The organism is Psychrobacter sp. ANT_H59, from assembly GCF_008369225.1.
Lineage (GTDB): Bacteria > Pseudomonadota > Gammaproteobacteria > Pseudomonadales > Moraxellaceae > Psychrobacter > Psychrobacter cryohalolentis.
Genome location: NZ_VOBE01000001.1, coordinates 381,807 through 406,404 on the forward strand (window position 1 = coordinate 381,807; position 24,598 = coordinate 406,404).

Annotated in this window: 21 protein-coding genes and 4 pseudogenes; 10 read left to right on the forward strand and 15 right to left on the reverse strand. The window is 38.2% G+C overall.

Going from position 1 to position 24,598, the window contains the following annotated elements:
* Positions 1–450: 450 nt before the first annotated feature.
* Together FQ083_RS01480 and FQ083_RS01485 are read right to left on the reverse strand one after the other, a co-directional pair.
* A complete protein-coding gene (locus tag FQ083_RS01480; RefSeq protein WP_149408501.1) occupies positions 451–1,365 on the reverse strand; it encodes an ATP-binding cassette domain-containing protein in 915 nt (304 codons plus the stop codon).
* 109 nt (positions 1,366–1,474) lie between these two features.
* Positions 1,475–1,672, reverse strand: coding sequence for a hypothetical protein (locus FQ083_RS01485; protein WP_223145218.1), 198 nt, complete (start codon positions 1,670–1,672; stop codon positions 1,475–1,477).
* Between the two features lie 558 nt (positions 1,673–2,230).
* On the opposite strand from FQ083_RS01485, the pseudogene FQ083_RS12760 reads away from it, so the two are divergent.
* The 6 genes and pseudogenes from FQ083_RS12760 to FQ083_RS01510 all read left to right on the forward strand — a co-directional run.
* Positions 2,231–2,753 (forward strand): annotated as a pseudogene (locus tag FQ083_RS12760) (DDE-type integrase/transposase/recombinase); the annotation flags it as partial.
* Positions 2,754–3,265: 512 nt separating this feature from the next.
* Positions 3,266–3,706: a hypothetical protein gene (locus tag FQ083_RS01490; RefSeq protein WP_149408503.1), complete on the forward strand. Its 441-nt coding sequence runs from the start codon at positions 3,266–3,268 to the stop codon at positions 3,704–3,706.
* Between the two features lie 418 nt (positions 3,707–4,124).
* Positions 4,125–4,349 carry an antitoxin VbhA family protein gene (locus FQ083_RS01495; RefSeq protein ID WP_149408505.1) on the forward strand — a complete coding sequence of 75 codons (225 nt, stop codon included), beginning with the start codon at positions 4,125–4,127 and terminating at the stop codon, positions 4,347–4,349.
* Between the two features lie 96 nt (positions 4,350–4,445).
* A complete protein-coding gene (locus FQ083_RS01500) occupies positions 4,446–4,838 on the forward strand; it encodes a hypothetical protein (RefSeq protein ID WP_149408507.1) in 393 nt (130 codons plus the stop codon).
* Between the two features lie 166 nt (positions 4,839–5,004).
* Positions 5,005–5,097 (forward strand): annotated as a pseudogene (locus tag FQ083_RS12915) (colicin E3/pyocin S6 family cytotoxin); the annotation flags it as partial.
* Positions 5,094–5,339 (forward strand): hypothetical protein, encoded by a 246-nt coding sequence (locus tag FQ083_RS01510; protein WP_149408509.1) that lies wholly within the window; start codon positions 5,094–5,096, stop codon positions 5,337–5,339. The pseudogene FQ083_RS12915 and the gene FQ083_RS01510, both read left to right, overlap by 4 nt.
* A 324-nt stretch (positions 5,340–5,663) precedes the next feature.
* Here the strand turns inward: FQ083_RS01510 and FQ083_RS01515 are convergent, their stop codons facing one another.
* Positions 5,664–6,254: a recombinase family protein gene (locus FQ083_RS01515; RefSeq protein ID WP_149408511.1), complete on the reverse strand. Its 591-nt coding sequence runs from the start codon at positions 6,252–6,254 to the stop codon at positions 5,664–5,666.
* Between the two features lie 224 nt (positions 6,255–6,478).
* On the opposite strand from FQ083_RS01515, the pseudogene FQ083_RS12885 reads away from it, so the two are divergent.
* The 3 genes and pseudogenes from FQ083_RS12885 (at position 6,479) to ssb (ending at position 8,180) form a co-directional block, all read left to right on the forward strand.
* Positions 6,479–7,052, forward strand: a pseudogene (locus FQ083_RS12885) (resolvase).
* 184 nt (positions 7,053–7,236) lie between these two features.
* A complete protein-coding gene (locus FQ083_RS01525) occupies positions 7,237–7,512 on the forward strand; it encodes a hypothetical protein (RefSeq protein ID WP_149408513.1) in 276 nt (91 codons plus the stop codon).
* Between the two features lie 170 nt (positions 7,513–7,682).
* A complete protein-coding gene (ssb, locus tag FQ083_RS01530) occupies positions 7,683–8,180 on the forward strand; it encodes a single-stranded DNA-binding protein (protein ID WP_149408515.1) in 498 nt (165 codons plus the stop codon).
* Between the two features lie 154 nt (positions 8,181–8,334).
* On the opposite strand, the gene FQ083_RS01535 is transcribed toward ssb, so the two are convergent.
* The 4 genes from FQ083_RS01535 to FQ083_RS01550 form a co-directional block, all read right to left on the reverse strand.
* Positions 8,335–9,039 (reverse strand): dual OB domain-containing protein, encoded by a 705-nt coding sequence (locus FQ083_RS01535; protein WP_149408517.1) that lies wholly within the window; start codon positions 9,037–9,039, stop codon positions 8,335–8,337.
* Positions 9,039–9,491: a DUF488 domain-containing protein gene (locus tag FQ083_RS01540; protein ID WP_149408519.1), complete on the reverse strand. Its 453-nt coding sequence runs from the start codon at positions 9,489–9,491 to the stop codon at positions 9,039–9,041. Before FQ083_RS01540 ends, FQ083_RS01535 begins: the two co-directional genes overlap by 1 nt.
* A complete protein-coding gene (locus FQ083_RS01545) occupies positions 9,492–10,040 on the reverse strand; it encodes a DUF488 family protein (protein WP_149408521.1) in 549 nt (182 codons plus the stop codon). It lies immediately after the preceding gene.
* Between the two features lie 314 nt (positions 10,041–10,354).
* A complete protein-coding gene (locus FQ083_RS01550) occupies positions 10,355–13,552 on the reverse strand; it encodes a type I restriction endonuclease subunit R (protein WP_149408523.1) in 3,198 nt (1,065 codons plus the stop codon).
* A gap of 163 nt (positions 13,553–13,715) precedes the next feature.
* Here FQ083_RS01550 and FQ083_RS01555 point away from each other — a divergent pair, with 163 nt between their 5' ends.
* Entirely contained in the window at positions 13,716–14,099 is a 384-nt protein-coding gene (locus FQ083_RS01555) for a hypothetical protein (protein WP_149408525.1), read from the forward strand.
* A 257-nt stretch (positions 14,100–14,356) separates the two neighbouring features.
* Here FQ083_RS01555 and FQ083_RS01560 read toward each other — a convergent pair whose 3' ends face one another.
* The 8 genes and pseudogenes from FQ083_RS01560 to FQ083_RS12775 all read right to left on the reverse strand — a co-directional run bounded on the left by FQ083_RS01560 (position 14,357) and on the right by FQ083_RS12775 (position 24,595).
* A complete protein-coding gene (locus tag FQ083_RS01560) occupies positions 14,357–15,184 on the reverse strand; it encodes a hypothetical protein (protein ID WP_149408527.1) in 828 nt (275 codons plus the stop codon).
* Between the two features lie 52 nt (positions 15,185–15,236).
* A complete protein-coding gene (locus tag FQ083_RS01565) occupies positions 15,237–16,610 on the reverse strand; it encodes a restriction endonuclease subunit S (protein WP_149408529.1) in 1,374 nt (457 codons plus the stop codon).
* Positions 16,610–18,205: pseudogene (locus tag FQ083_RS01570) on the reverse strand (type I restriction-modification system subunit M). The gene FQ083_RS01565 and the pseudogene FQ083_RS01570 overlap by 1 nt, the downstream one beginning before the upstream one ends.
* A gap of 96 nt (positions 18,206–18,301) precedes the next feature.
* The gene (locus FQ083_RS01575) at positions 18,302–18,751 is read right to left on the reverse strand and encodes a hypothetical protein (RefSeq protein ID WP_223145212.1); all 450 of its coding nucleotides are present in this window, start codon (positions 18,749–18,751) and stop codon (positions 18,302–18,304) included.
* Positions 18,732–20,762: a site-specific integrase gene (locus FQ083_RS01580; protein WP_149408531.1), complete on the reverse strand. Its 2,031-nt coding sequence runs from the start codon at positions 20,760–20,762 to the stop codon at positions 18,732–18,734. Before FQ083_RS01580 ends, FQ083_RS01575 begins: the two co-directional genes overlap by 20 nt.
* Positions 20,759–22,486: a site-specific integrase gene (locus FQ083_RS01585; protein ID WP_149408533.1), complete on the reverse strand. Its 1,728-nt coding sequence runs from the start codon at positions 22,484–22,486 to the stop codon at positions 20,759–20,761. Before FQ083_RS01585 ends, FQ083_RS01580 begins: the two co-directional genes overlap by 4 nt.
* On the reverse strand, positions 22,479–23,744 hold the full coding sequence (locus FQ083_RS01590) for a tyrosine-type recombinase/integrase (RefSeq protein WP_149408535.1): 1,266 nt from the start codon (positions 23,742–23,744) through the stop codon (positions 22,479–22,481). Before FQ083_RS01590 ends, FQ083_RS01585 begins: the two co-directional genes overlap by 8 nt.
* Positions 23,745–24,076: 332 nt before the next feature.
* Entirely contained in the window at positions 24,077–24,595 is a 519-nt protein-coding gene (locus tag FQ083_RS12775; RefSeq protein ID WP_262880816.1) for an ABC transporter permease, read from the reverse strand.
* Positions 24,596–24,598: the final 3 nt, after the last annotated feature.

A 24,598-nucleotide genomic window follows, 5' to 3' on the forward strand; every position in this document is an offset into this window, starting at 1 on the left:
TAAAAGGGTGAGTCAGGCTTAGTAAAAGCTATAAGACAAAATATAAATAGAGTGTGAGGCTAGAGTTGAAACCTAATGCTGTATCTGTAGTGGCTTTAGCTTAGATAAAGATATGACATGCTTTAAGTATGACTTCCATATTAGAGTATCTTAATAGTATATACTGATAATGGAGTTTTTTTTAATAGTAAAAGAGATGCTGCTACACTTTTTTAACAGCATGGAAATAGTAGAGTGATAGATTACTTTAGCAAAAACCTACCTTTTAGAAAATAATAACGATAACATAAGTCGCTATATAGTCAGTTCAAAATAAAAGCGATACGATTGTAATAACGTGCTATTGGCTATAAATTTTTTGCAGCCTCTGTCACGCCTGCGAACAGCAACCAAGAAAAAATTATAGCCAATAGCCCTGTATCGCTTTTAAAATGAATCGACTATATACACCTACTGCTTAGCACCCATAAATCTAGCGACATACTCATCAGCGGGATTATGACGTAAGTCGCTTGATGTGCCTGTTTGCACCAAACGTCCACCATTCAAAATACTAATACGCTGACCTACCTTGATGGCTTCGTCAATATCATGGGTGATAAACACGATCGTCTTATTCAATCGCGCTTGTAGCTCTAATAATTGATCCTGTAGTTGAGCGCGAATCAAAGGATCGAGCGCCGAAAAGGCTTCATCCATGAGCAATATAGGATTGTCCATTGCCAAAGCACGTGCCAGCCCAACGCGCTGCTGCATGCCTCCTGACAGCTCATCGGGATAGCTACTCTCTAGATTGGATAGACCAACTTCATTCAGCCAGTGCCTAGCTACCTCATGACGCTCCTTGATACTCATTTTTCGCACCCGCAAGCCATAGGCGACGTTTTGAATGACGGTCATATGAGGTACCAGACCAAAATGCTGAAACACCATACTGACTGTTTGCTGACGATATTGCTGAAGCTCTTGATCATTGAGCGCTAAGATATTAACAGCAGAAGAGGGTTCTCCTTTCTCTATTGGCAAGGTATCTTTATTTGTAACTACTGAGTTAGATACTAACTTAGTCACAGAGTCTTTAGCATTGATAGCCGTGTTTACCAATATCTTGCCACTGGTTGGATCAATCAGACGATTGATATGACGTATTAAGGTTGACTTGCCGGAGCCTGACAACCCCATAATACAATGCAGCTCGCCTGCTTTGACCGCTAAATTAATATCATAAAGCCCGACCGAATAGCCGGTTTGTTTCTTTACTGCAATACTATCCATACCCTCAGCCAGCAATGCCAATGCCATTTTTGCTTGTGCGTGACTGGCGTTATATATCTTACTGATATTTTCTAGCTGAATATGATTCATTGTCGTTCTCTTTGTTTTTATTTTTAGAGTTGTTATTTATTAAGATTGATTCATGTAGTTGAGTTATTTTAAAACCGACACAAGGCATTATTATGTCTGCAAATAACTGCTAACCAATCGGGCGTCTACCAGCTTCAATGGTTTTTTGGCGCGCACGCTTACCTTGCCCAAACGCCTGAGTAATGCGGTCAATGATAATCGCCACAATGACAATCGCCGTACCTGCTTGTAAGCCTTGACCAATATTGAGCGTTTGAATAGATTGCAATACATCTTCACCAAGACCTGTATATACGTAACATGGCATAGTGATGACATAGCCCTAACTCCTTAAAACCAACATCTTAAGAGCATTAGCAACTGTCACCACGTAAGTTAATTAACTAGTGACATTTACTGCATTTTGTCACTAGTTCCTAACGATGGCATAGATTAATAATGAGATGTAAATATTCTTGAGATCTAAATTGAGATCGATATTAGCTAGTACGTCAAAAAATATTAAAATAAATATCCAATAAAACTACTTTAGGCTTACTCCTATAAAGCGTTCTTTTATCATTACCTTAATTTGAACATGGATAACTTCTAATTCCTTTTCAACTTTTGATAAATCTTCGTTAGTTCAATCTTAAATAGATTAATCCCAAATGATTGTGCATTACGAGCAGCTTTATAGGATACGATGATATCTAGTAATTGTGTCAATTGTTTTTGAATATCATTAATCTGAGAACTTATTTCGATAGCGGTTGTATTAGTTCTCCGTACGTTCTTACTGAATAATTAGCGCATTCTAAGTACTATTAAGCTCTTAGTTAACGGAATTAGTCTATATCTACTGCTTACTTTGAATTCATAAGGCAAGATTACCGATAACAGCCGTGACGACTAAATGCGTGCTGATGTCTCGGTCAATCATAACTTTAATGCTCATCATCCTAACCAGTTGTGTATTGCAAATTTCACTAACATCAAGACAATGATTGGCTAGGTATATACCGCTTTTATTATTGATGTGTGTGCTCGCGCTATCGTTGGCTAGAAAACATCTACTCGTATGAACACTGACTGCTATGGTGGTGGAAGCAGTAAATCAAGCAATAGCGGACAGGAACTACCCCAAAGAGGTGATTTATCATAGCGATAGATGGGTTCAATACTTATACATTCGCTACATCGATAAAATGGCTGACTCTGTCGGTGTGTACGACTGGCGATTCGTATGATAATGCATTAGCCAAAACGGTCAACGGACTATATAAATCTGAGGTGATTAAATATCTAAAGCAGAGCTGAAACGGCGTTACCGATGTTGAACTGGCAACCTTGAATGGGTGGATTAGTTTAACAAAAAACTACTGCATAGCACGATTGGTTATGTGTGACTCTTTGAATTTCAAAAGCGGTATTATGATAATTTAATCCTGTCAGGCATTGCTACCTGACTCAAGTAAATCAGCCTGCGATAAAGTCGGGGTGGTTCAGCTTCTATCTAACTATTTCTCATTAAATAAGTGGAGACCATCCCAGATTCTGTGTAACTGCCATTTAGATTTGTAACTATCCCCCAAAATAGCAAAGCTCCTCTTTGTACATGTTTCGTCGACCTGTATAACTACGCGATAGTGCTTGTCTGTTTGATTTGATCTCTATGAATACAGCTTAGACTCATATATAGCGTTGCTAACTTGATACTCATCGTCAAGAAAATTTTGGTTTTACGATGCTAATGCTTCGTAAAATCATACCTAAACATTGTCAGGTATTAGAGATGTAATGCTGCAACGCTTTTTTGAGTACGCTTACAGTAATAGAGTGTTATTCTACTAATTGACATCGTGCGAGCGCGAGTCAAATTAAATTATATCAACAATGTCACAGCACATAAGGATCCCACATGAAACCAACGGTCGAATACACCGACGATCAAATTTTAATTCATACCGAAAATGGCACTGTATCAATGAATCGCACTTCTGATGAAGCGCGCGACAATGCGATATTAGCTGATAATCTCGCGATGTTCGAAGAGCAAGATTTTTATAATTCAGCTGAATTTTCTGCTGAATTTAACAAGCATTTAGAGACTGTAATCCTTACTACACGCGGCGGCGGTAGCGGTGCTGTAGCGTGCCGCGATACGTTGTTGAGCTTATACAATGGCTCTGCATACCCAGCCAATTTGTCGAAGTGGTATAGCTTGGATAGCAAAAACAAAGCTGCTTTGCTCTTCGTGCTAGAGCATCAAACAACTTGCAATAGAAAAGACATCGACTTATATTTGCCCGAATATAAGGCCGACTTCACGCGCATGAAAGAAGAAGTTTCGCACGACTAGGGAGATTGTATAAGCCCGAATATAAGGCTTTAAATATGCAGTACCACTAGCTATTAGCCAATGATCATACAAAGCGAGAGTCGAAATAGATTATTGTAGTGCTGTTTAAAGCTTTAGGAGACAGATAAAATGGCTCAAACATTGCAAGATTTGTTATCTAGTCGCTCTCTAAAGAGCCAAGCTCGTATTCAGTAAATAGCGGACTGCTTACTATTAGTTATTTCCAAGAAAGAGAAAGTATTAAAAACACTAAATGACGCGCTATAACACAAAATGACGCAGATATCGAGAGCCAAAAAATAATGAGAAGTAGTTAACAGGCAGCTATCGCAGATTTTGCGACAGTTACACCATTGTCTAAAAGGCAGCTATCGCAAAAATTGCGACAACTGCCTCAACATATGAAATGAAAAGAAAAATGTCTGATGATCGCCCTATCCTTGTAAGTGAAGCCGAAATTGCGAAGCGCCGGCGCATCACTGCAGATACGCTTGCTAGTTTTGCAGTTGATAATATCCCAGTGAATCCTGAGACCCAATATATCTTTGACGACTTTGTAGAAGGTAAGATTGCGACCAATGCAGAAGTGAAAGCACTTTTGCACGATCATTATTCTAAAATCGCAAAGCTATCTAAGCCTTGATGGTTTAAATGCATGCACTTTTAGTCTCCGCTGGTTATGCCTCTGCTTTACTAATAACAACCTAAAATCGAGAATTTACATTAACAGGTCACTTGTATGAGTGTTTTATTCGATGAAGCTTTAGATGCTCTTAAAGAAGTTAGAATATTAGCTGATGAAGAGTCTAGGAAAGTAATGGATCAGTTTGTTAGCTCATTTCCAATACGAACTAGTGGTAGCGGAGGAATTGACTGGAACAAGGTTGATAAAAAAGCGCTGCTAAACTGTATAGAAGAAACTAAAAATCAAATAAATCTCAGACTGACAGATAGTTGTTTTATTATCTGGAATGATGCAGCATACCCAATTATAGAGACTACTGTTGAAAGTATAGTAAATGCTTTTGACGACGTTACAGCTGTAAGTTTTGATACATGGATATTCATCCCAAAAAATAATAATGTAATTGAAAGTACTCCCTCCAGCTTAAGAATGAGTACGTTTTTTTAGGGTTTATCTGCGTATTCTACACATGATCGGTGCGCTATACAGGCATCGAACTGCTAGTCTTAGATACGACTTTAATGGCTATTAAACCGATAGGTAGGTCATTATTATTAAGCTTTCTGATTAACAATTCCTAGATTATTTTCTACGGTATTATCAGCATGGCGAATTAGAGAAGTATGACGATCATATTGGAGTATTTGATCCTAAAACTGGACTGCATATAAAACCTACTATAAAAAATAGGAAGATAACACCATGAATAACATTATAAGAGAGATTCATGTATATCCTTTAAGTGATGAATTTGCAGTTTACGAAATAATTTTAAATCAGTCTCAGTTTTCTATATTGAAGGAGAGTCTAGATAATACTGGCGATAAAAATTATAGTTATGTGTATCCAGTTACTTTAGAAGACTGCTTACATGCCGATATTAATATTCCATACGAGTATAGAAAAGGAGATTTTGAGTTTCACATAGTTACCTATGAGAACTATTAAGGTATACCCCAAGGGAACCGGCTATTTCACCCTTCAAACGTATTAACAGACCACTCAAAGCAGACCGCTATAATAGAACCACTTATAACAGACTATTTTAGGTGTTTATGTTTATCAGAGCGTATCTACGAGTATCAGATGATCGGCTTTACGTCTAAATTAATACTCAAATACTCAAATACTCAACCTAAACTACGCCGAAAATTTTGGAGGTAATCAAGATCAAGTCAGGATTCATGGTTAAAATCCACCAGATTAATCATTATGTACTTGATAGCGTCTTATCTATAAAAAGGTGAATAAATAGTTAAAATACCTCAGATATCATCCTTGCTTTAGTACTCGATAAACCGTAGCTACGCCAACACCAACTGCATTAGCGACTTCCTCTTTTGTCATATTGTTTTGACTGGCCAATTCTTTAATACGATTGTGTTTTGCGGTATTGGCTTTCTTACCAGTGGGCTTATAGCCACTATTGGCTAACCCTTGTTTAATGCGCTCTCTACGCTTATCGTTATCAAGCTTTGCCATGGTCGCCAATAAATCGATCAGCATATCGTTAATCACTCTTAGGATCTCACCTGTCATACCCTCGTTAACCGTATGCGTGGTTGGTAGATCAGCCACAACCAATCGTAAGCCCTTGTCTTTGATACGCTGCTTTAGAATCGCAAAATCATCTTGTGAGAGACGACTAAGTCTATCGACACTTTCAACTAGTAGTATATCGTTTTGCTCAGCGTACTCTAGCAGCTTAGCTAATGCTGGTCTATCGAGCTTAGTGCCACTGAAGTGCTCAACGTACTCCATGTAGTTATCACTATAGCTTGTACTAAAAGTAATCAAATCAGCCAATGCTCTGGTAGCGTCTTGATCCTTAGTACTGGCTCTCACATAAATACGAACGGTCATAACGCCACCTCTATTATTTAGACTTAATAATTAATGTTCATTGATAATAGCATGATATTACTATCGTTTAATTAAAGAAACAAGTCTAATGATAGATAAGCTATCGTTTAGAGGTTTTATGTTTTGGGTATAGGCTAATGATAGGAAAAAAGCACAGCAACCAGTCCTATAGTTCGAAAGTCTGTTATAGATGGTTCCATGTTTACCGTCTATTTTAGGTATTTATGTTTATTAGAGCTTATCTGCGAGCATCTACCAAAGAGCAATACGCCAAGCATGCCAAAAATGAGCTAATACAGTTTGCTACTGATCATGGCCACAAGGGCGATGTGATTTTGGTTGATCAGATTGACCGCTTAGCAAGTTTGAACCAATCTGATTGGGATGCTCTTGAAAGAATGCTATCAGTCGTATCAAAAGAACTACTGACCTCATATATGGCGATTCAATCTGAGAGCAGCATTGAATTTATGAGCAGCGTATTGCAGGCTATTAACAATGATGCTTAATATACTCGCTGCTATGGCTAGAAAGGACTATGAAGATCGACGTATCCGTCAGATGCAAGGCATTGCTCGTACTAAAGCAGAAGGTAAATATTCAGGACGTAGGAAAGATAATAAGAAGCGTAAGATTATCGCTAGCCTCCTGAAATCTGGGCATAGCTATTCTGGAATACAGGCTACAGCTAAGTGCTCGCGTCAGCTGATAGCCGTTATAGTTAAAGAAGAGAAACAATACTCAAATACTCAAATACTCAAATACTCAAATACTCAAATACTCAACTTATATAAATAAATATCTCGCTTATTGTCAAGCTAGTATTCATCAGATTACGAATTGGAGAGTATTTAGTCTCCGATAATCCCAAGCAGACTCAGTTCTCAAAAATGCGATCTTCAGTGACTTGTAGCTAGGGCCAAGAAATATAACGCACGTAGTGTATGATGGTTTATCAATCATCCAATAGAGATATACAACAATGTTAAAAGCCATTACGGTTTTATTCAAATCTTTCAAAGAGGGTTCGAGATTAGTTAGCAAAGGCTCTCAGGAAGTGAGTATAACTATGGAAAAATTCGACAAGGTATTAGATATAAAAATAGAGGAGAGAGAGAGAAAACTGCAGGAAGCTAGGAAAAAACATGAGGAGTATGAAAGAAACGCAGCGAAAGAAGAAGGGTTCAAGACTGTGGAAGAGTGGCGTCAGCATATGGATAAGATAACAAAAGAATTAAACTCAGAAATATTTAAGTGAAAAAATATTGCCTCAAGCAAAAACTGCATTTCCATTAGTTTTAGAATTATGCGCCTGTTGGTAAACCCTGTACCGATTGCTACAACTGATAAGCAAAGGAACGTGTAGAAATGTCACGCAACTACTACAATATAGTATTTAAACAATTATCAAACTAAGAGAGGGATATTATGCGCGGAGTTAATAAAGTAATGCTGATAGGTTCATTGGGCGCTGATCCGGAAGTAAAGCAATTCAGCAATGGTGGCAGCATCACTAATATATCTATAGCGACAAGTGAGCAATGGACAGATAAAAATAGCGGTGAAAAACGTGAGTCGACCGAATGGCACAGGGTATCTTTAGCCAATAAACTAGGTGAGATTGCAGCGCAATACTTACGAAAAGGCTCAAAAGTTTATATCGAGGGCAAGATAAGTACACGTAAATATCAGGCAGCCGATGGTGGCGACCGTTACGTAACTGAGATTAAAGCTTTTAGTATGCAGATGCTAGACAGCAAGGACGATAACAAACAACCCATCAGTTATCCGGACTATCAAAAACCTGAGAATAGCCAGCAAGTACCCAATAATCTAATTAATAAAAATAATGTTAATCAGGGGTTTCCACCTGGGCCAGTAGATGACGATATTCCTTTCTCTCCCCACTTTGATGGTCAGTTTTAAAGCTTTGGACTACTTATATCAGCTAGTTGGTGAGGCTATAGCTCAAAAATAGAGTATCTGAATTTAGGAGACAAACAATAGGAGTACCTGTAGATACATTCAACTAATGCGTCTACAGTTATTCGAGTTTCATTTCTACTCACTTAAATGTGTGTTATCGATAAAACCCTGATAATTGTAGATAAGATCTCTCGACTCCATCCCCTTTATCCCAGAAACGAGCCAAAGAAAATCTGATAGGTGTATTTGCGCTAATGGTTAAAGGTAAACCTAATTCTTCACAACCAACATAGCTGACATCATATTCATTTCCAGTAGTATCTTTATGCTCAAAGACATTGTTTACTTTATCTTGATAGCGAGATTCCTTCATTACTAAGTCATGATTTAATTTTGCTATTTGAACACTGCCACAATGAGGAATAGAGCCTCTTAGTAGAAAACCCTTTCCATTCTGCCAGTTTAAACAACCCTCAAACAAATCTTTAATATGCATATTGGGTGAAGATAAGCTTTGAATAACTCTCATAAAACTAGCGTTAACAAGTGTTCTTAGCTTAATCTTATGGGTTACAGAAACATCCTCAATATGTGGGGGAATTATAGGATGAAAGCTGACTGGGATAGACTTTGTGGAATATGTTATGCGATATACGTCGCCTATATTATATGGCTCAGTTTCAGATAAACGACCCCAAGTACTACTTAATAGACGAACATTTTTTCTAGTAGTGAAACAATGACCTCCTACGCATATTTTCCCTGAACCCATTTTCGTTCTTGATAGGACAAGAACTTCAGAGGTGGTAGAAGGGGCTGAATAAGTCGATGATTTTCGTCTTGGTATATTTCTTGCCATTATCCAAAGTCCTTTCTTATTTTTTCTACGATTAAGGATCTATGACAGGAGTCATCTTCAGCTTCCACACAGAAGAACAACGCCCTCTCTTCTGCTATAAGCTTACCCAAATGGTCAAAATCAAATTCAGACAGTATGTTTTTATTATATTCTTCTATAAATTCACTACTCAGCTTAGTTCTTTTCTGTTTAGTTTCATTGTTTATATGATCCTGGGCTTTTTGGAGCTGTCTTATCTTACTTGTAGGAGCCAGTCCTTTTAGATGTATATACTGAATTCCTAGTTCTTTTAGCTTATTCTGCAAGTATATACTATTAACAAACTTATATTTACTACCTCTCATTCCACGTCTATTCCTTACATCAATAAACAGTGTAATCTTTTTATCTATTATTTTCTGGAAGAAGCTATCCTCAGTTTCACCGTAAACACCTGTCATGTCTATATTCAATTAATACACTCCTTTAGATTTAAATTCCAACGAGTCCCCAAAAATGTCTTGAGTGTTTTTCCCTTTCGTTAACTCATTCATTACTTCATTCTGAGTTTTTAGGTCGCCCACTTTATCGATATGCGTCACTTCAATATCATGATTATGTAAATACTCGCCTATCAATTTGGTTCTATGACAATCCGCAGGATTTGTTTCACTACACATACAGGCAACTCTAATCTTTTTTGTATTAGCTGTGATTAACCTATTTATGCTTCTATTAAAGAATTCTTTTTTCATGACTTCACTATATATGATACGACCCTCCTTATCGTAACAAGACCTATCTTTAGGCATTCCACCCAAATCATCACCCATAAACACATATACGATATTGTGCTCTCTACTTTTAGCTTTTAGGTAATCTCTATTAAACTGAGGGTTGAACTTAGAAAAAGGACTAGTTCTAACATCTATAAGATAAGAAATTTGATATTTTTTTAAGAGCTCAAAAAATAACTTTTCGTCCCTATTGCCATGTCCTATGCTAAAAACCGTATCACTCATAAAAAACCTTTTGAAATAATTTTCATAGCAATTAAGCTACGAATTCCTTATTTATAAGGCTATCACTATAGCCTAAATAGCTCATAGTACGACCCAAACCTTAACTACAAAATAATAATATCTATCAATCGCTTCATAGATTCTAGTAATCAAGATAATATTTAATAGGACGTCTGTCGAACTGTAAAGTGAAGTACCCATGTATTATCGGAGGCTGATTTACTTGATTCAGGCGGCCAGGCCCTGACATGATAAAATTATCGTTACAGCATTTTCAAACTCAAAAAATCATACTAAGTTATGTACAAGTATAACTAAACCACCCTGTTTTTCTTAAAGTTCTCAGCCTGCTCAAATATCTCTTTATACACTTCTTTTGAGTCAACAGGTGGATAGCCCCATTCATCGAGCAATATCATCAAATCAAACTGTAGTTCCGCTTTGATGTCGTCGCGCTTATTCCAGTCAGTGTATTTAGCCTTCTCATCGATGAGCTTTTTCACTTCTTTTGACAGCTCAAGCAGTTTGTCTTCTGAATAGGTAAAGTTATACTTATGCGCCAGTGACAGCAGGATGTCGTAAAACGCTTTTTCTTCAAAGTCGATACCCATCTCACTAAACGATGCCATCTCTTCGCGTAGCTCGTGATACAGCTTGATGATTTCATCGGAGAAATCACCAATGACTTCGGCACGTAGCAAATCTTGCTCATCACGGTCGTTATACTTCTCAACCAAAGCATTCATCTTCTTACTGAAATCGACGCCCTTTACCTTGTTGGTCTTTTTCAGCTCACCAATGGCTTTAGCCAGTAGTTGTTGTAGCAGCTCTAACTTAGTATTGGGCTGTTTGATCACTTCAAGCTTGGCGAGGTAGTCTTCATCGAAGATATCGATCTCACCATCGGTGTTATCACCCAGCTTAAATATCTCTTCAACGCCATCACTCATCAGCGCATCTTTTACTAGGTCACGTACCTTTTGGTTCATCTGTTCAACGTCAGGCGCGCCGCCAGTGGTGATTTTAAAGATGATGGTACGAATGGCTAGGTAGTAATGAATCTTGTCTTTGTGCGCCTTTGTGAGCGCTTCACTGCCCACGCAAATATCATAGGCAGACTTCAGGCGCTTGGCTAAATCCATAAAACGCTTTTCCAGCTTTTTGGATTGCAATGCAAAGTCAGCCGCTGCATTCAAGCAATTGAGCTGCTGTAGTGGTGTGCCGTTGAAATACAGGCTAGAGTCAAACTTATGGTAGACGGTATCCAGTAGGTTCAAATGGTCTTTCACCACCACGACTGACTTTTGGATATCGTCTAGGTTTTGAACCTGACCGCTGGTGTAATGCGAGAGCGCCAGATTCATCTGCTTTTTGATGCCGATATAATCAACGACCAAGCCGCTTTCTTTGCCTTCAAACTTACGATTGACCCGTGAGATGGTCTGAATCAGGCTGTGTTTTTGTAGGGGTTTATCTATATAGATGGTATCGAGAAACGGTACATCAAAGCCTGTGAGCCACATATCAACGACAATGGCGATCTTAAAGTTAGATTTGCCATTCTTAAACTGACGGTCTAGCTCTTTGCGGTAGTCTTTGTTACCCAGATTGTCCCACATGCCTTTTACGTCATCCTTGTTACGAGTCATAATCATCTTGACGCGCTCCATAGGCATGACCTTTTTCTTGTCGCTCTCTGACAAGGTTGAGCCTTCCTCGCACGCTCGCACCTCATTCCATTCAGGACGCAGCTCTATGATGTCTTTGTATAACTGATAGGCAGCTTCACGGCTGCTACAGACAAACATTGCCTTACCTTTTTGCGTCGTGCCTTCCTCTACTCGCGCCTCATAATGTGTCACAAAGTCTTCAGCAATGGCTCTGATGCGATCAGGGTCACCAAGGATGGTGGACATACTCGCCATGGCTTTTTTGCTTTTCTCTATCTGATACTCATTGGTGCCAGCATCCGCGCTTTCTTTATAGTATTTTTCTACTTCATCAAGCTGTTTGCTATCGAGTAGTACTTTCGCAGCGCGGCCTTCATAGACGATACGTACGGTGATCTCATCAAATACCGATTCAACCATGGTATAGCTATCAATGACTGGACCGAAGACATCAAGGGTGGCATCAATCGGTGTGCCCGTGAAGCCCACGTAGGTGGCATTGGGCAATGAATCATGCAGGTACTTAGCAAAGCCGTAAGTCTTTTTCACCCCATCTTCGGTAACGGTGATCTTTTGCTGGAGATTGATTTGGCTACGGTGCGCTTCATCTGAGATACAGATGACGTTGGTACGCTCGGTCAGTAGTGCTAAGTCTTCAGTGAATTTATGAATGGTCGTCAAAAACACGCCGCCGCTTTTGCGGTCTTTGAGCTTCTCTCTTAGCTCAGCACGACTCTCGACACTGATAATTTCATCATCACCGATATAGGTCTTGGCATTGGTAAAGGTTTTGGATAACTGATCGTCTAAGTCGGTACGGTCAGTGATTAAAATAATGGTTGGACTACCAAGCTCAACGTCGCGCATTAACAGACGTGCTAGAAATAGCATGGTAAAACTCTTACCACAGCCAGTCGCGCCAAAGTAAGTACCGCCCTTACCATCACGTAATCCATTATCGTTAATTAGATTGCCATGATTATCGAGCTGCTTCATGTGCTGCTTGATATTGTCATATAGTTTAGTAGCAGCATAATACTGCGGATAACGACAGACGATCTTCTCTTCCCTGCTTGATTTATCAGGTACATAAATAAAATTGCGGATGACATCAACCAAACGTGCTTTATCAAATAAACCGCCAACCATGGTCAGTAAGGAATGGATACCGTCTTTCTCTAACTTTTCTTCTCCTGTAACTTTGCGCCAAGAGTAATAGAATTCATAAGGGGCAAAGAAAGAGCCCATCTTTGAGTTGACCCCATCACTGATGACGCATAGGGCGTTATATTTAAACAGCTCTGGAATATCGCGCTTATAACGGGTGGTTAGCTGGGTGTAAGCATCAAACATGGTGGCATCTTCACGGATGCTGCTCTTAAATTCAAACACCACCAGTGGTAAGCCGTTGATATAGAGAATGCCATCAGGAATACGCAGCTCAAAGCCTTGTATCTCCATCTGATTGACGATGCGATAGCAGTTAGTGTCTATAGCACTGCTGCCAATCACGTCATAGTCGATAAGCTGGATGTATAAATCTTTTTGGGTGTAGTCGTCACGCTTCAAGAAGAAACCATCCGCGACAAATTTCATGATGGCTTTATTGGTGTCGTACAAATCGGATGCAGGAAGGTATTCAAGCTTATGAATGATGGACTCAATCTCGTACCCTGTGATCAAGTCATCTTTATAACGGGTTGCTAAAAACTGTCGAAGATCAGACTTAATCAGTACATCGTCAGGGTTACGATCGAGTGCCTCACCAACTGTATGTGGATAGCTCTCGGCTGCTAGTAGCTCGATAATGGCTTGTTCAAGTCTGTCTTCGGTAAATTTCATTATGCAATCTCAACTTTCATAGCTAAAAACTTGTCTACAATAACATTCAGTTATTATAGACAAATTATGTCAATTAAGATATATAGTGTAATTTTGTTTGTTAATTTGTAATAATAGTAACTTACCTAATATTTAAACTTAACATATAAACAAAGGCTTCAAAATGTCCGCATTTCTTAACTCTCGACCTTCAACAGTAACTATGGCTGTTATAGCAATACTAGCATCAACTGCATTATCAGTAGTTTTAAACTTTATAGATTTGAATAACGGAATAATCGATAAAGGTACTTTTGGTTTTATAATCGTAATATCTGCTATTACATTGATTTTTCCATACAAGATATGGAATGGTAGCAAAGGATGGATGTATGCCTATATTATTTCGTTCATAGTAATAATGGCCTTAACATTTCTGGCGGCTTCGGAAGTTAATATTTTTGAAGATGGCGGTCTAGGTAGATGGGATTTTAGACAAAGCGTACTAGCTGGAGTGTTTGCTATAGTGCAATTACTGTCTTCAAGCTCTAGACGTTGGTTAAGATGATTTCTTATTAAATTTTTAATTACCATGTATCCAATACAAATACTTTTATCAATTCGTGAAACGACATTCTACCGCGCTACTATTTTAAATTTAAATCATACGTAGGGTGTTTTTTAAGTGTCGTTTGCGGTTTGTAGCCTTATCATTGGTGCATAAAATGCATTCTAAAAAACTATACTTTATCCTTTTTATTAAGCTCTAGTCTCTCGTTTAAAGTTTACAATGGTGGGCCGCGATAAAATCAACGCGAAACTAGGTTACTCATAAGCTTTCTTTGTTGGATTGAATTTCATGATTTTGCTGTAATTAACATGCTCAATACGCTCATCATCTTCAGTAGGCTTTTCGCCTTTGTAAGTCAACATAATAGGATAATAAGTGGTATTGTCAGACAATACTTTTAAAGTCCCTTCATAACCATAATACAAAGGTGAGTCTTCATCATAACGCTCATTGCTTGAGCCAGCATCACCAACATAATAAACATTGATAAAATCATTCTCAGGTAAATGTAAGGCTTTCCACCAGTCATCCCTTGCACCTTGACCCATATAGAAATTCGTAAACACACTTCCTACTAGGTTCTTACCTAACGGCTGTAGACCATTTTTAATATCTTCAGCATAAAGTCCTGTACTTCCATTGCTACCCGACTCCCCTACGTTCTTTGGTGTTCGACTCACTAACTGAAACAATCCATTCTTCAGTTTTTTAAAGCTGTATAAATCTGCTGTTGCCTTGCAGATATGACAAGAGTCAATTTCTCCATCAGAAACTTGTTTCTTTTCAATGATAATTAGATAACGATCTTCACCTGCTGTATTTTTATATTGAATAACAGGGCGCATTAAGGCGATAGTCGCCCTGTCAGAATCATCATATTTCCCTAATCCGATATACGGTGTATCTTCCATATAATCCACATGAATATCGAACATCTGACCACTATAAAACTGACGCATGACTTCTTTAAAGCTTAAATCTTTGATTTTGACCTGAGCCATTTGACTAGCAGAGAAAGCAGGAGCGGCAGCCATTACAGGAGTCGCAGATAAAGCACCTAAACTAAGTAAAAGCTTCTTCATTTTGAACTCCATTAATGATTATATTTTTGGGATAAACGTTTGCTATTGAAAGCTATACAGCTTCATCCACAAGTGCCTCAGCGTCTGCAATACGTAGCTCTCCTGACATGAGCTTAGGTAAAAGGGTATCACGGAGTTTAGCGATATTTTGGCTCTCAATTTTTGAACTTATTTGTTTATTCAAAATATCTTCAAAAACTGCAAATATATTATCATCAACTCTATTTTCAGGAATAACACATAACGCTTCTTTTAAGTGTCCTCGTTTAATATGCCCCATTGTTACAGCTTTATCCGTAGCTATCCTTTGAAACTCCGCTAAATGATATTTTGTATAGTTTAAATAAAACCATTTAGGATATTCTTCTGATGTTACTTTAAATAGATGCTGATTTAGTGCGGCTTTTCCACCACACCATACATCCACTAGTAATGATCCAGACCATGAGAAGATCACATCACCATTATCTATAATGTATTCAGGTTTAATATTAATAGATGCTTTCTCATCATGATTAGCCAACCCTTCTCTTAGCTGTGCAATCTTAACTACTGGTAAATAATCATCATCAATATTTTCAGGTCTATATTTTTGCAGTGCTAAACCATTTAAATAGTTAGCAACCTCATCTAAAGGCTTAACCTCCCACCCCTTCGGAATCCACCCCATTTCTTCTGTAAATTCAAACGCATCAGGGAATAAGCCTTGAGTATCTGAATTGTCTTTTTTCTCAATGCCTTTACGCTGCTCCGCACGCTCTATAAACTCATCAGGAATAGCATTACCAGCTGCGAGCGCATTATCGATCACCGGATCAAAATCAACAAACCAGCTTTTAAACATCGCCTGCGCCATTGCTTCTAGCGTTTCGTTCATTTGGCGGTTTAGCTCGATTTTGTCGTCTAACGAGCCAAGAATATGAGCAATGGCTTTTTGTTCTGCGAGTGGTGGCACACGAAAAGGCACATGGCGTAGATGAGTCATTGTGAGCTGAGGTTGGGCAGAACCTGAAACAAAATTACTTAGCTCACATTTAAATTGAGGAGAAATGAAACCATAGTATAAAAACTTAGAGTTTATCGTTTCATCATTTGGACGCAGAATTAGCATCTGAGCATTAATTAACCCTAGAATACCTTCCCCGAAAATTAGTGCTGCATCACCAACCCCATTTCCGCGCATCGTCAGTACGACATCGCCATTTTCAACACGACCTTTTTTTATTTCTTCATATTTTTCATAAGGTATGTGATTGACTTTTGTCCTATCAAAACGCCCGCTTGATATGGATTCAGCATTTAAGAATGCAATTCCTTGATCTTGAAACTCACTTCTTTTCGGATACCTCTTTGACCTATCACTATCAATAAATAAGATTGGTAAATCTCCAAGCTTTTCATAAACCCATCCCTTTAAATCATGCATTAGATCTTATCTCCAAAACCCAATACTTTTAAATTGTGACAAATGGTCGCATCTAGCTTTTGCGATTCTTGCATCTGCGCATATAACGTTTGGCTGAGTTCTAACATTCTAGTCTCAAATGGTATACCATCATCCTCAATTGCCGCAGCACCAACATAACGCCCAGGAGTGAGCACATAGTCATTGGCTTTAATGTCATCAAGCGTTGCAGATTTACAGTAGCCTGCCTCATCGCTATAGGCTTCATAACCGCCTGCTTCCGCTTCTCCGCGCCATGCATGATAAGTCTTCGCAATCGCTTCGATATCATCAGTAGAGAACTCTTTATGCGTCCTATCAATCATGCTGCCGATAGCGCGCGCATCGATGAACAACGTTTCACCGCTGCGATTACGTAAACCGCGAGCTTTACTATCAGCTGACGTAGCTTGTTTGTCTTTACTGATAAACCATAAACACACCGGAATTTGGGTGGTATAAAACAGTTGACCCGGTAGCGCAATCATACAATCGACTAAATCATTCTCAATAATCTGCTGGCGTATCTCACCTTCACCGCTAGTAGTAGTAGACATCGAACCGTTTGCTAGGACAAAACCAGCAGTTCCATGCTCAGAGAGCTTAGATATCATGTGCAATATCCACGCATAGTTGGCATTGCCCGTCGGCGGTGTCGGATAGCCTGCCCAGCGTGGGTCATCGACCAGCTCATCAGAGGAGCGCCAATCCTTTTGGTTAAAAGGTGGGTTTGCCATGATGAAGTCCGCTTTAAGGTCTTCGTGCTGATCTTTAAAAAAGGTATCGGCAGCCACATCACCCAAGTTGCTCGAGATGCCACGAATGGCAAGGTTCATCTTAGCGAGCTTGTAGGTCGTGCTGGTGTACTCTTGCCCATAGATAGACACGTCTTTGGTATTACCGTGGTGACTCTCAATGAACTTAATCGACTGGACGAACATACCGCCCGAGCCGCAGCACGGATCATAGATTTTGCCTTGATACGGCTCAACCATCTCTGCAATCAGATTGACCACAGATTTGGGTGTATAGAACTCACCACCGCCTTTACCTTCAGTTGCAGCAAACTTACCCAAGAAATACTCATACACGCGCCCTACCGTGTCTTCTTCTGGATTACCAATGGTATCGATGTTATTGACCACATCAATCAAGGCAGCAAGCTTACTGGCCGTTAAGCCAAGACGTGAGAAGTAATTGTCAGGCAATGCGCCTTTCAATGATTGGTTGGTTTTCTCAATGGTGCTAAGTGCCGTGTCGATCTTAAGCGCGATGTCTTCTTGCTTGGCATTCTGCTGAATGAAGCTCCAACGGCTCTCTTCTGGCAAATAGAACACGTTGTCTTTGGTATAGGCTTGTACCATATCGATATGCTTTTCATAACCTGTATCGATAAGCTTTTGGCGCTGCTACTCAAAAGTATCACTGATGAACTTTAAGAAAATCAGGCTGAGGACAATGTGCTTATATTCTGAGGATTCGACGCTACCTCGTAGCTTGTTGGCCGCATCCCAAAGGGCTTCTTCAAAATTGCCATTGTCTATTTTATCTTTTTTGCTTACCGGTGTTTTAGCCATGTTTTTTGTTCTCTATTGGTTTTATTCTTAATCGGCTTCAGTACAGGGATTCTTCGCTGTAAGAAAATACGGATATAAACTAGGTTAGTTTAGCAGCTATTTTAGCCTTGAGACATTAATCGAAGGAAGTCGAGACTTTAATCTTTCATTTTCTAAAGTTAGATTAACGATTTCACGATTGCTCTCAACTAACATCGATAAAGCCTTGTCACGCTGTTCTGTCAAAGAACGAATCTGCTCTTTCAAGTCCCTATTGCGTGATTTTTTTGCAAGCATCATCTGTCTTGAGGATCTTTGCCCTGAAGATTCTTCATTCTCTTCTATCCAACTTTGAATTTTTTCAGCCAATTCAGGGTAACGAGCACGACGTAGAGCCGAAGGATTTACCCCTGTTTCTTTAGCAACATTATTCTGACTTACAGGTGTCCCCTTAGGTAAAATTTCTGGCTTTCCCGATTTTAAACGTTCAAATGCCTCCAGAAACCTCAATTCAGCTTTACTAACTTTCCTTTCTTCAGCTATAGATTTAGCTTCGATTGATAACATAAATTGCTCGCTCCGCTGATTCTAATTGAGCTTGTATAGAATGATATAGTGGTGTATCAACTTCAACATTCATTACTTGATTATTTAGTACCTCTTTTAACTGATTAATGATTGGTAACTTATCTTTATCTATTAATATTGATTTGCACGGCTTTTCATCACCAAAACCCATACAAGAACTAATATTACTTATGCCACCTAATGGACATGGCGGACCTAAATTTGCACAACCGCCAAGGAACGTTTCACGATAACTTATCCTTCCATGTTTAGCGGCTTTAATAAGCTCCTTATGATCTTTATCTGATATTTCGGTTAAGATTTGCTCTTTCCGCTTTTCATTATGTGGAGAGATGTAATGATCATCTTGCAACGATTTAAAGTCTCTAACTATAGATTCGTACATTTCACGCAAATAGAAACCACGTGCTTCATCGCTCAATTGTCCTTTTAACTTATAATAATTCTGACCGTAATACTGGGTCATAGCTAGGCTAGAATGTTTTAATTGATACTGAAGTGATAACTCTGAAACAAGTCCACTAGCTAGCATATTTACAGCCCCTGTACGTCGCAGCTGATGCCACGACAAAGGCCATATTTTTCCGACTGAGTATTTTTTTGGATCCAAATTAAATGTCAATCTGTTTGCCATTTCTAAATCTTTATCTGTTATTCTCATTTCATTATCATCAAATAGCTTAGGCCATACATTCGATACATTAGTATAAGCTCTCATAGTTTTATAACCGTTCCTAATGTAACAGTCTTTACTGGTCTGCCATGGTTCAAACACCATTGTCTGAAGTAAGGGGTTATTTATATCATTCTCAGACATGTTGTTTTTAGAGTTGTTTTTAGCGGCATTGACTCTCAGATTAGCAACTATAGTCATGGCATCTATGGCTATCTTGACGGTGGGAGATACTATCCACAAAGCATTATCGTCTTCGACAGTCTTAGTTGTAACACCTCTTATTAAATAGATATCCTCAATGCCATGGTTTTTTTCTATCTCTAAACAGTTGGTCCGTAATTTACTGCCTTCACTCAAACGCATTAAAGAAAAATTTAATATATACGCGAGTCCTACGACGCTGATCAGGCTCATATAACTAGAGAGCGTCCTGACCCCATAAGAATGATCTACTCTAACCCACTTCTCTAATAATTCGTCTATTTCGAACTTCTCCGCAACTTCAGAAAATTTTCCATAAAAAACTTTATTTGAGTCACTTTGACCTTTAGGTTTAAATTTACCAAAAGGTTGATTAGCCCCTAAACCCTCAAATGCCATTGATAGGTTTCCACCAGCATTTTTTGCATAAGCATCCAAACAAAACTGATGTAACTTTTCAATTTTTTCTCTATGTTCCATAAAATCGTCTAAGCACTCTTTAAGCCTCCCGACCTGATAGCTCCATATCCTTACAGGTATATATGCTGTTTGAGTAACTGTAGTTTTCAATAAATTGCTAATGAAAATTTTCATACCCTCGTCGTCAAGAATTGTAAAACCTAATTTTTCTGAAATAAATTTCAGATCATTTAAATAGGTAATAATATGATCATTGTTAACTTTAAGACTAATTGCTATCTTCTTTATTATATTTGGATGATCAGATAATTCTGAAGCGAGAATATTATGTTTTGAACAAATTACAAATATAGGTTTGATTGTCTTAAACTTAAAGACTAAAGTTTTCGGTTTAGCTGCTGCTCCATGCCCCCATAGCCACCAGGCCATAACTTGACGTAGTAAATTAGCATTTTCTGAACTGACTTTATGGCCTTGCCCTGGACCATCACCAAAATAGATTTTTAAATTACTACCTTCCCAGGGAGAAAAGTCCCATCTCACATCACTATAGCGTGAAACTATATTTTCTTTTGAGTCAATAACTACAGGAAAGTCATCTTTTATAGGCCAACTATTTGGACGAAAATTAGGGGCATCTTCATTAACGAGCGAAGATGAAATTTGCAACCCTGGAAAATCAGAGATATTCATACAATCTTCTCCAATAATTTTATATATCCATCCCATAGAGGATGATATTTTCCAGAACGAATATTATCCTGAGCATCTTCAACCCATATTTTTCGGATTTCACTGCTTTCAGAAATCGCTTTGAGTTTTAGGATAATTCTATCAATTACGATATTGCTTGGATGAACAAACTGATCTTCAGAGGGTTTATATAAACCTGTTTCTATGCTTTTTATTTTTAAGTGTGAAACTAGTTTCCAGCAGTACTCTGAACTCATTATGTCACGATGTTTTTCACAAAATAAACAACCATCCGGACTTATACAATCAGGTTTAGGTGCACTTTCTGGGAACTTAGCTATTGCTTTTGGTTGGTGCGAATCTACACATACTCCCGGACCAGGAGAAGCATGACCTGTATCAGTTAAGTTATGAAACTCTAAAATTTCGATTGAAGCCCTTTGATGATTCGGGCGTAGGTAGTTTTTAATCAATACATCTGCGGTATTACCCATTTGCTCAGCGGTAAGTTCTAAGTCATTAGTATGCCTTAGTAGCCAGTTAATACGTGTATTACGTAATTTGCTTGGATTAATAAAGGCAATATCATGTTTTTTAAATAAGTTTTTAGTCGTACTAAGATATAATCTAGAATTTTTCGCTTTTACCATACCCCTACTTATTAATGGAAATAATCTTCCATCATTACTACTTAACTCAGTTTCATCAAGCCAACTGAGATATTTTTGAAGATGATAACGATATGCTTTATAACAACGAAAAATAGCTTCACCTTCACGACGACCTTTATAAACTCTAAAAACCTCATAATTTTCTCCATCCGATTGCCATCTATAATTATTTCTTTCTAAAGCAGCAGCTTGGGATAGATTCATTCCAGTTTGACCTATGAATAGAAGTAATTCTGACTCAATCCTAAGATTAAGGATTCCTGATCTTTTATTTATATCTAGAAGGCTGACACCTTCTGCTAAAGGTTGACGTGCAATCACAACTGCTTGATTATTACTACTGTTTCTTATATTTTTAAGATCTAAATCTGGATCAATTAAATTACCTGCTACTGTTAATATTCTTTGTTCATTTATTACAATTTTGATAGGCAACCTTCCACGTACTATATTAATATTTAGAAAATTACAAATAGCAGTTAACGTATGACCAAACTCATAGGTATCAGCTAAATTTTGCTTATCAGCTTTAGTGGTTAGGACTTTTTGTACGTAATTTGGCCGTTTCAACCTTGTTGTTAACATTAGTCTATGACCGGCTTTACAATCAGGTAGATCTAACGCTTTTGTTATAAGTCTCGCTATTGTTGAAGCGCGCTTATAAGCTGTCATTTTCGCCAAATCTTTAGTAAAATTCACTTTCCTGAATAGATACTCAGACCATTTTTTAAAAACATTCAATATTTTTGCCTCTGTAGCAGGCATATCATTATCATTTATCCAATTATAAAAACTCCATACTTGTTCAAGATAACTAATAACTGTTCTCTTAGATTTCCCCATAGTAAGATAGACATTTAGCACATTATAAAGTTTGCCTACAAAAGATAGCCTATCCTCAACTAATTCTCCGAATTCGCCACTATCAATAGCTTGCATTGCAATATTGCGTCTGACATTCGTAGCTCCTTTAAATAAGAGAACTTTTAGATCCCAAGGTGTTGTATGTGTTCCTAGTGCTAAGCCTTTTAAAATAAAATTTAGTTCAGTCATTGTGATGTTCTTTAATTTGACCCATAAAAGCTTCAGTGAAAGCATTGGCGGCCTCTTTCATTGTTTTGTTTGTTTCAATAAATTTTACATATTTCATAGTTGTGTTTTCATCTTTATGTAAACATGCTTCTTTAACAAACTGAATAGAGTCACTAATAGGCATAAACTTTAAAGCAACTTTCATAAGTTCAGTGGCATATGTAGCGCGAGTTCTATGAAAGTAAAAGCCTCTTAAGAATTTCATACCTGCTTTTTTACCAGACTCCCGTAATCGATGCATCTCAACGTTTACTGCACGACTATTATCATTACAATATGTATTACCGAACTTAGTTAGAAAAAGAAAATCTTGATTTTCCTTAGAAGCCGCAGCTTGGCGTTTTAAGCGTCTAGTACTCATAGCATACTTCATAAGAATGTTAATGAGATCATCAGGTATTGGAACTGAGCCAGACACATCAAACTTTGTAGCTACTGGTGGTCTAGCACCAGGTCCTATAGAGATTGTTTTTAGTCCGGAACTAGGAATATCAATAACGTTTTGAAGAGTTGTAACTTTTAGATTAGTGATTGATCCAATGCGTAAACCTGTGAAAAACCCTATCCGTAACATTAATGCAAACTCTTTAGAAGATTTTTCATCGGCTAGGGATAATATTTCTTTCATTGCGCTAGCTGATACAGGTAGTAGTCCATCTTCAAGCTTAATAGCTCCAACAACAGTACGGTTTGGAATAGCTAAGTCCGGACTTGATACACGTAAAGTATGTTCAAAACCAAATACATTGGTAATTTTGATGCCTACAATTCGATCTTGCCACATAGGCCATTCTGGTGAAATTATTCCTTTTTCTTTCACCCATTTATAGTATCTAATTACTGACGCCATCCTTTGTGATGTAGTACTAGGAGCTAGTTCACCTGAGTTTCTAGCTTGTATTAGCGCGCCTCTAAAGCGTATAAGACAACGCTCACTTTCTCTCTCAGGAAAGTGCCACCAATCAATTGACTCAGACTCTAACCATTTTGCATAAGCTAGAAGGTGAGACATATTTGACCTCACTGTTTTGATACTCCGCTTATATGAAGTAGCCTGTTCTAATGCCCATAAATTTACCTCTGCCCAAGTGGAATTATCCTTCCATAATATTTGAGGTAAGCTATCGATTTCTTCTCGATTGAGTTTACACCAATGTACTGAACCACCTTTTACTTGAGCAGAACGAGGTTGATAGTTAATAAACTCAAGACTTGCCATATCGTTGTCACCATTTCAGTAATTTTAATTGTCTCCTGCATAATCCTAAATAATTACAAGATTCAAATAAATTGCAAAAAAAAAGCGAAACAAATATTTCTTATGTATTCACATAAAAATATCGTTTCGCTAGAATTATTCTAACACTGAAAAATCAATGTTGGATGCTACTAATAATACTAAAGTTAGAGCCCGTTAGCAAAGAAATATATTATTTAGATGTTCGACTTGCTGTATGACCCTCAATATATTACTCAGCTTTTTGTTTTGCTGATTTGATATCAAGTAATTATCTCTATCAAAGTGATGCCAATATCTGACTAATAATGTCATTAGTCTAACTTGTATGGTGTAGAACTATTTATACACATGTTACGTTTACCTGGCGCTCCGATCATGGACGCCAATACCACCATAGACAGTGACATCATGACGGCTTGGTTTACCCCTGCCATGATACTGGGCAGTGCTTGCGGTAGCTTAATCCAAATAAGCAATTGCAGATGCGTACTGCCAAACGAGCGCCCTGCTTCTACCATCTCATGATTCACTTGAGTAATACCCAAGGTCGTCAGACGAATAAGCGGCGGTAATGCATAAATAATGGTGGCAAACAGCGCTGGCACTTTACCGATTCCAAACAGCATCAGTACCGGTATCAGATATACAAAGCTTGGCATGGTTTGCATCACATCTAATATAGGCGTCACAATCTTACGCAATAGCTTACTTCCTGACATGGCAATGCCGATAGGAATACCAATAACCACCGTCACCCATACTGAAACGATGAGCAATGCCAAGGTATCAATTAACGCGCCCCATAAACCAAATGCCCCAATTAAGAACAACCC

Coding starts and splice junctions, on each gene's coding strand:
- FQ083_RS01500 (WP_149408507.1), top strand. CDS start 4,446: ATGAGTGTTTTATTCGATGAAGCTTTAGATGCTCTTAAAGAAGTTAGA.
- FQ083_RS01485 (WP_223145218.1), bottom strand. CDS start 1,672: ATGCCATGTTACGTATATACAGGTCTTGGTGAAGATGTATTGCAATCT.
- FQ083_RS01555 (WP_149408525.1), top strand. CDS start 13,716: ATGTCCGCATTTCTTAACTCTCGACCTTCAACAGTAACTATGGCTGTT.
- FQ083_RS01545 (WP_149408521.1), bottom strand. CDS start 10,040: ATGAGTGATACGGTTTTTAGCATAGGACATGGCAATAGGGACGAAAAG.
- FQ083_RS01535 (WP_149408517.1), bottom strand. CDS start 9,039: ATGGCAAGAAATATACCAAGACGAAAATCATCGACTTATTCAGCCCCT.
- FQ083_RS01565 (WP_149408529.1), bottom strand. CDS start 16,610: ATGCATGATTTAAAGGGATGGGTTTATGAAAAGCTTGGAGATTTACCA.
- FQ083_RS01480 (WP_149408501.1), bottom strand. CDS start 1,365: ATGAATCATATTCAGCTAGAAAATATCAGTAAGATATATAACGCCAGT.
- FQ083_RS01525 (WP_149408513.1), top strand. CDS start 7,237: ATGTTAAAAGCCATTACGGTTTTATTCAAATCTTTCAAAGAGGGTTCG.
- FQ083_RS01580 (WP_149408531.1), bottom strand. CDS start 20,762: ATGAATATCTCTGATTTTCCAGGGTTGCAAATTTCATCTTCGCTCGTT.
- ssb (WP_149408515.1), top strand. CDS start 7,683: ATGCGCGGAGTTAATAAAGTAATGCTGATAGGTTCATTGGGCGCTGAT.
- FQ083_RS01510 (WP_149408509.1), top strand. CDS start 5,094: ATGAATAACATTATAAGAGAGATTCATGTATATCCTTTAAGTGATGAA.
- FQ083_RS01495 (WP_149408505.1), top strand. CDS start 4,125: ATGTCTGATGATCGCCCTATCCTTGTAAGTGAAGCCGAAATTGCGAAG.
- FQ083_RS01590 (WP_149408535.1), bottom strand. CDS start 23,744: ATGGCAAGTCTTGAGTTTATTAACTATCAACCTCGTTCTGCTCAAGTA.
- FQ083_RS01490 (WP_149408503.1), top strand. CDS start 3,266: ATGAAACCAACGGTCGAATACACCGACGATCAAATTTTAATTCATACC.
- FQ083_RS01515 (WP_149408511.1), bottom strand. CDS start 6,254: ATGACCGTTCGTATTTATGTGAGAGCCAGTACTAAGGATCAAGACGCT.
- FQ083_RS01560 (WP_149408527.1), bottom strand. CDS start 15,184: ATGAAGAAGCTTTTACTTAGTTTAGGTGCTTTATCTGCGACTCCTGTA.
- FQ083_RS01575 (WP_223145212.1), bottom strand. CDS start 18,751: ATGTTATCAATCGAAGCTAAATCTATAGCTGAAGAAAGGAAAGTTAGT.
- FQ083_RS01550 (WP_149408523.1), bottom strand. CDS start 13,552: ATGAAATTTACCGAAGACAGACTTGAACAAGCCATTATCGAGCTACTA.
- FQ083_RS01585 (WP_149408533.1), bottom strand. CDS start 22,486: ATGACTGAACTAAATTTTATTTTAAAAGGCTTAGCACTAGGAACACAT.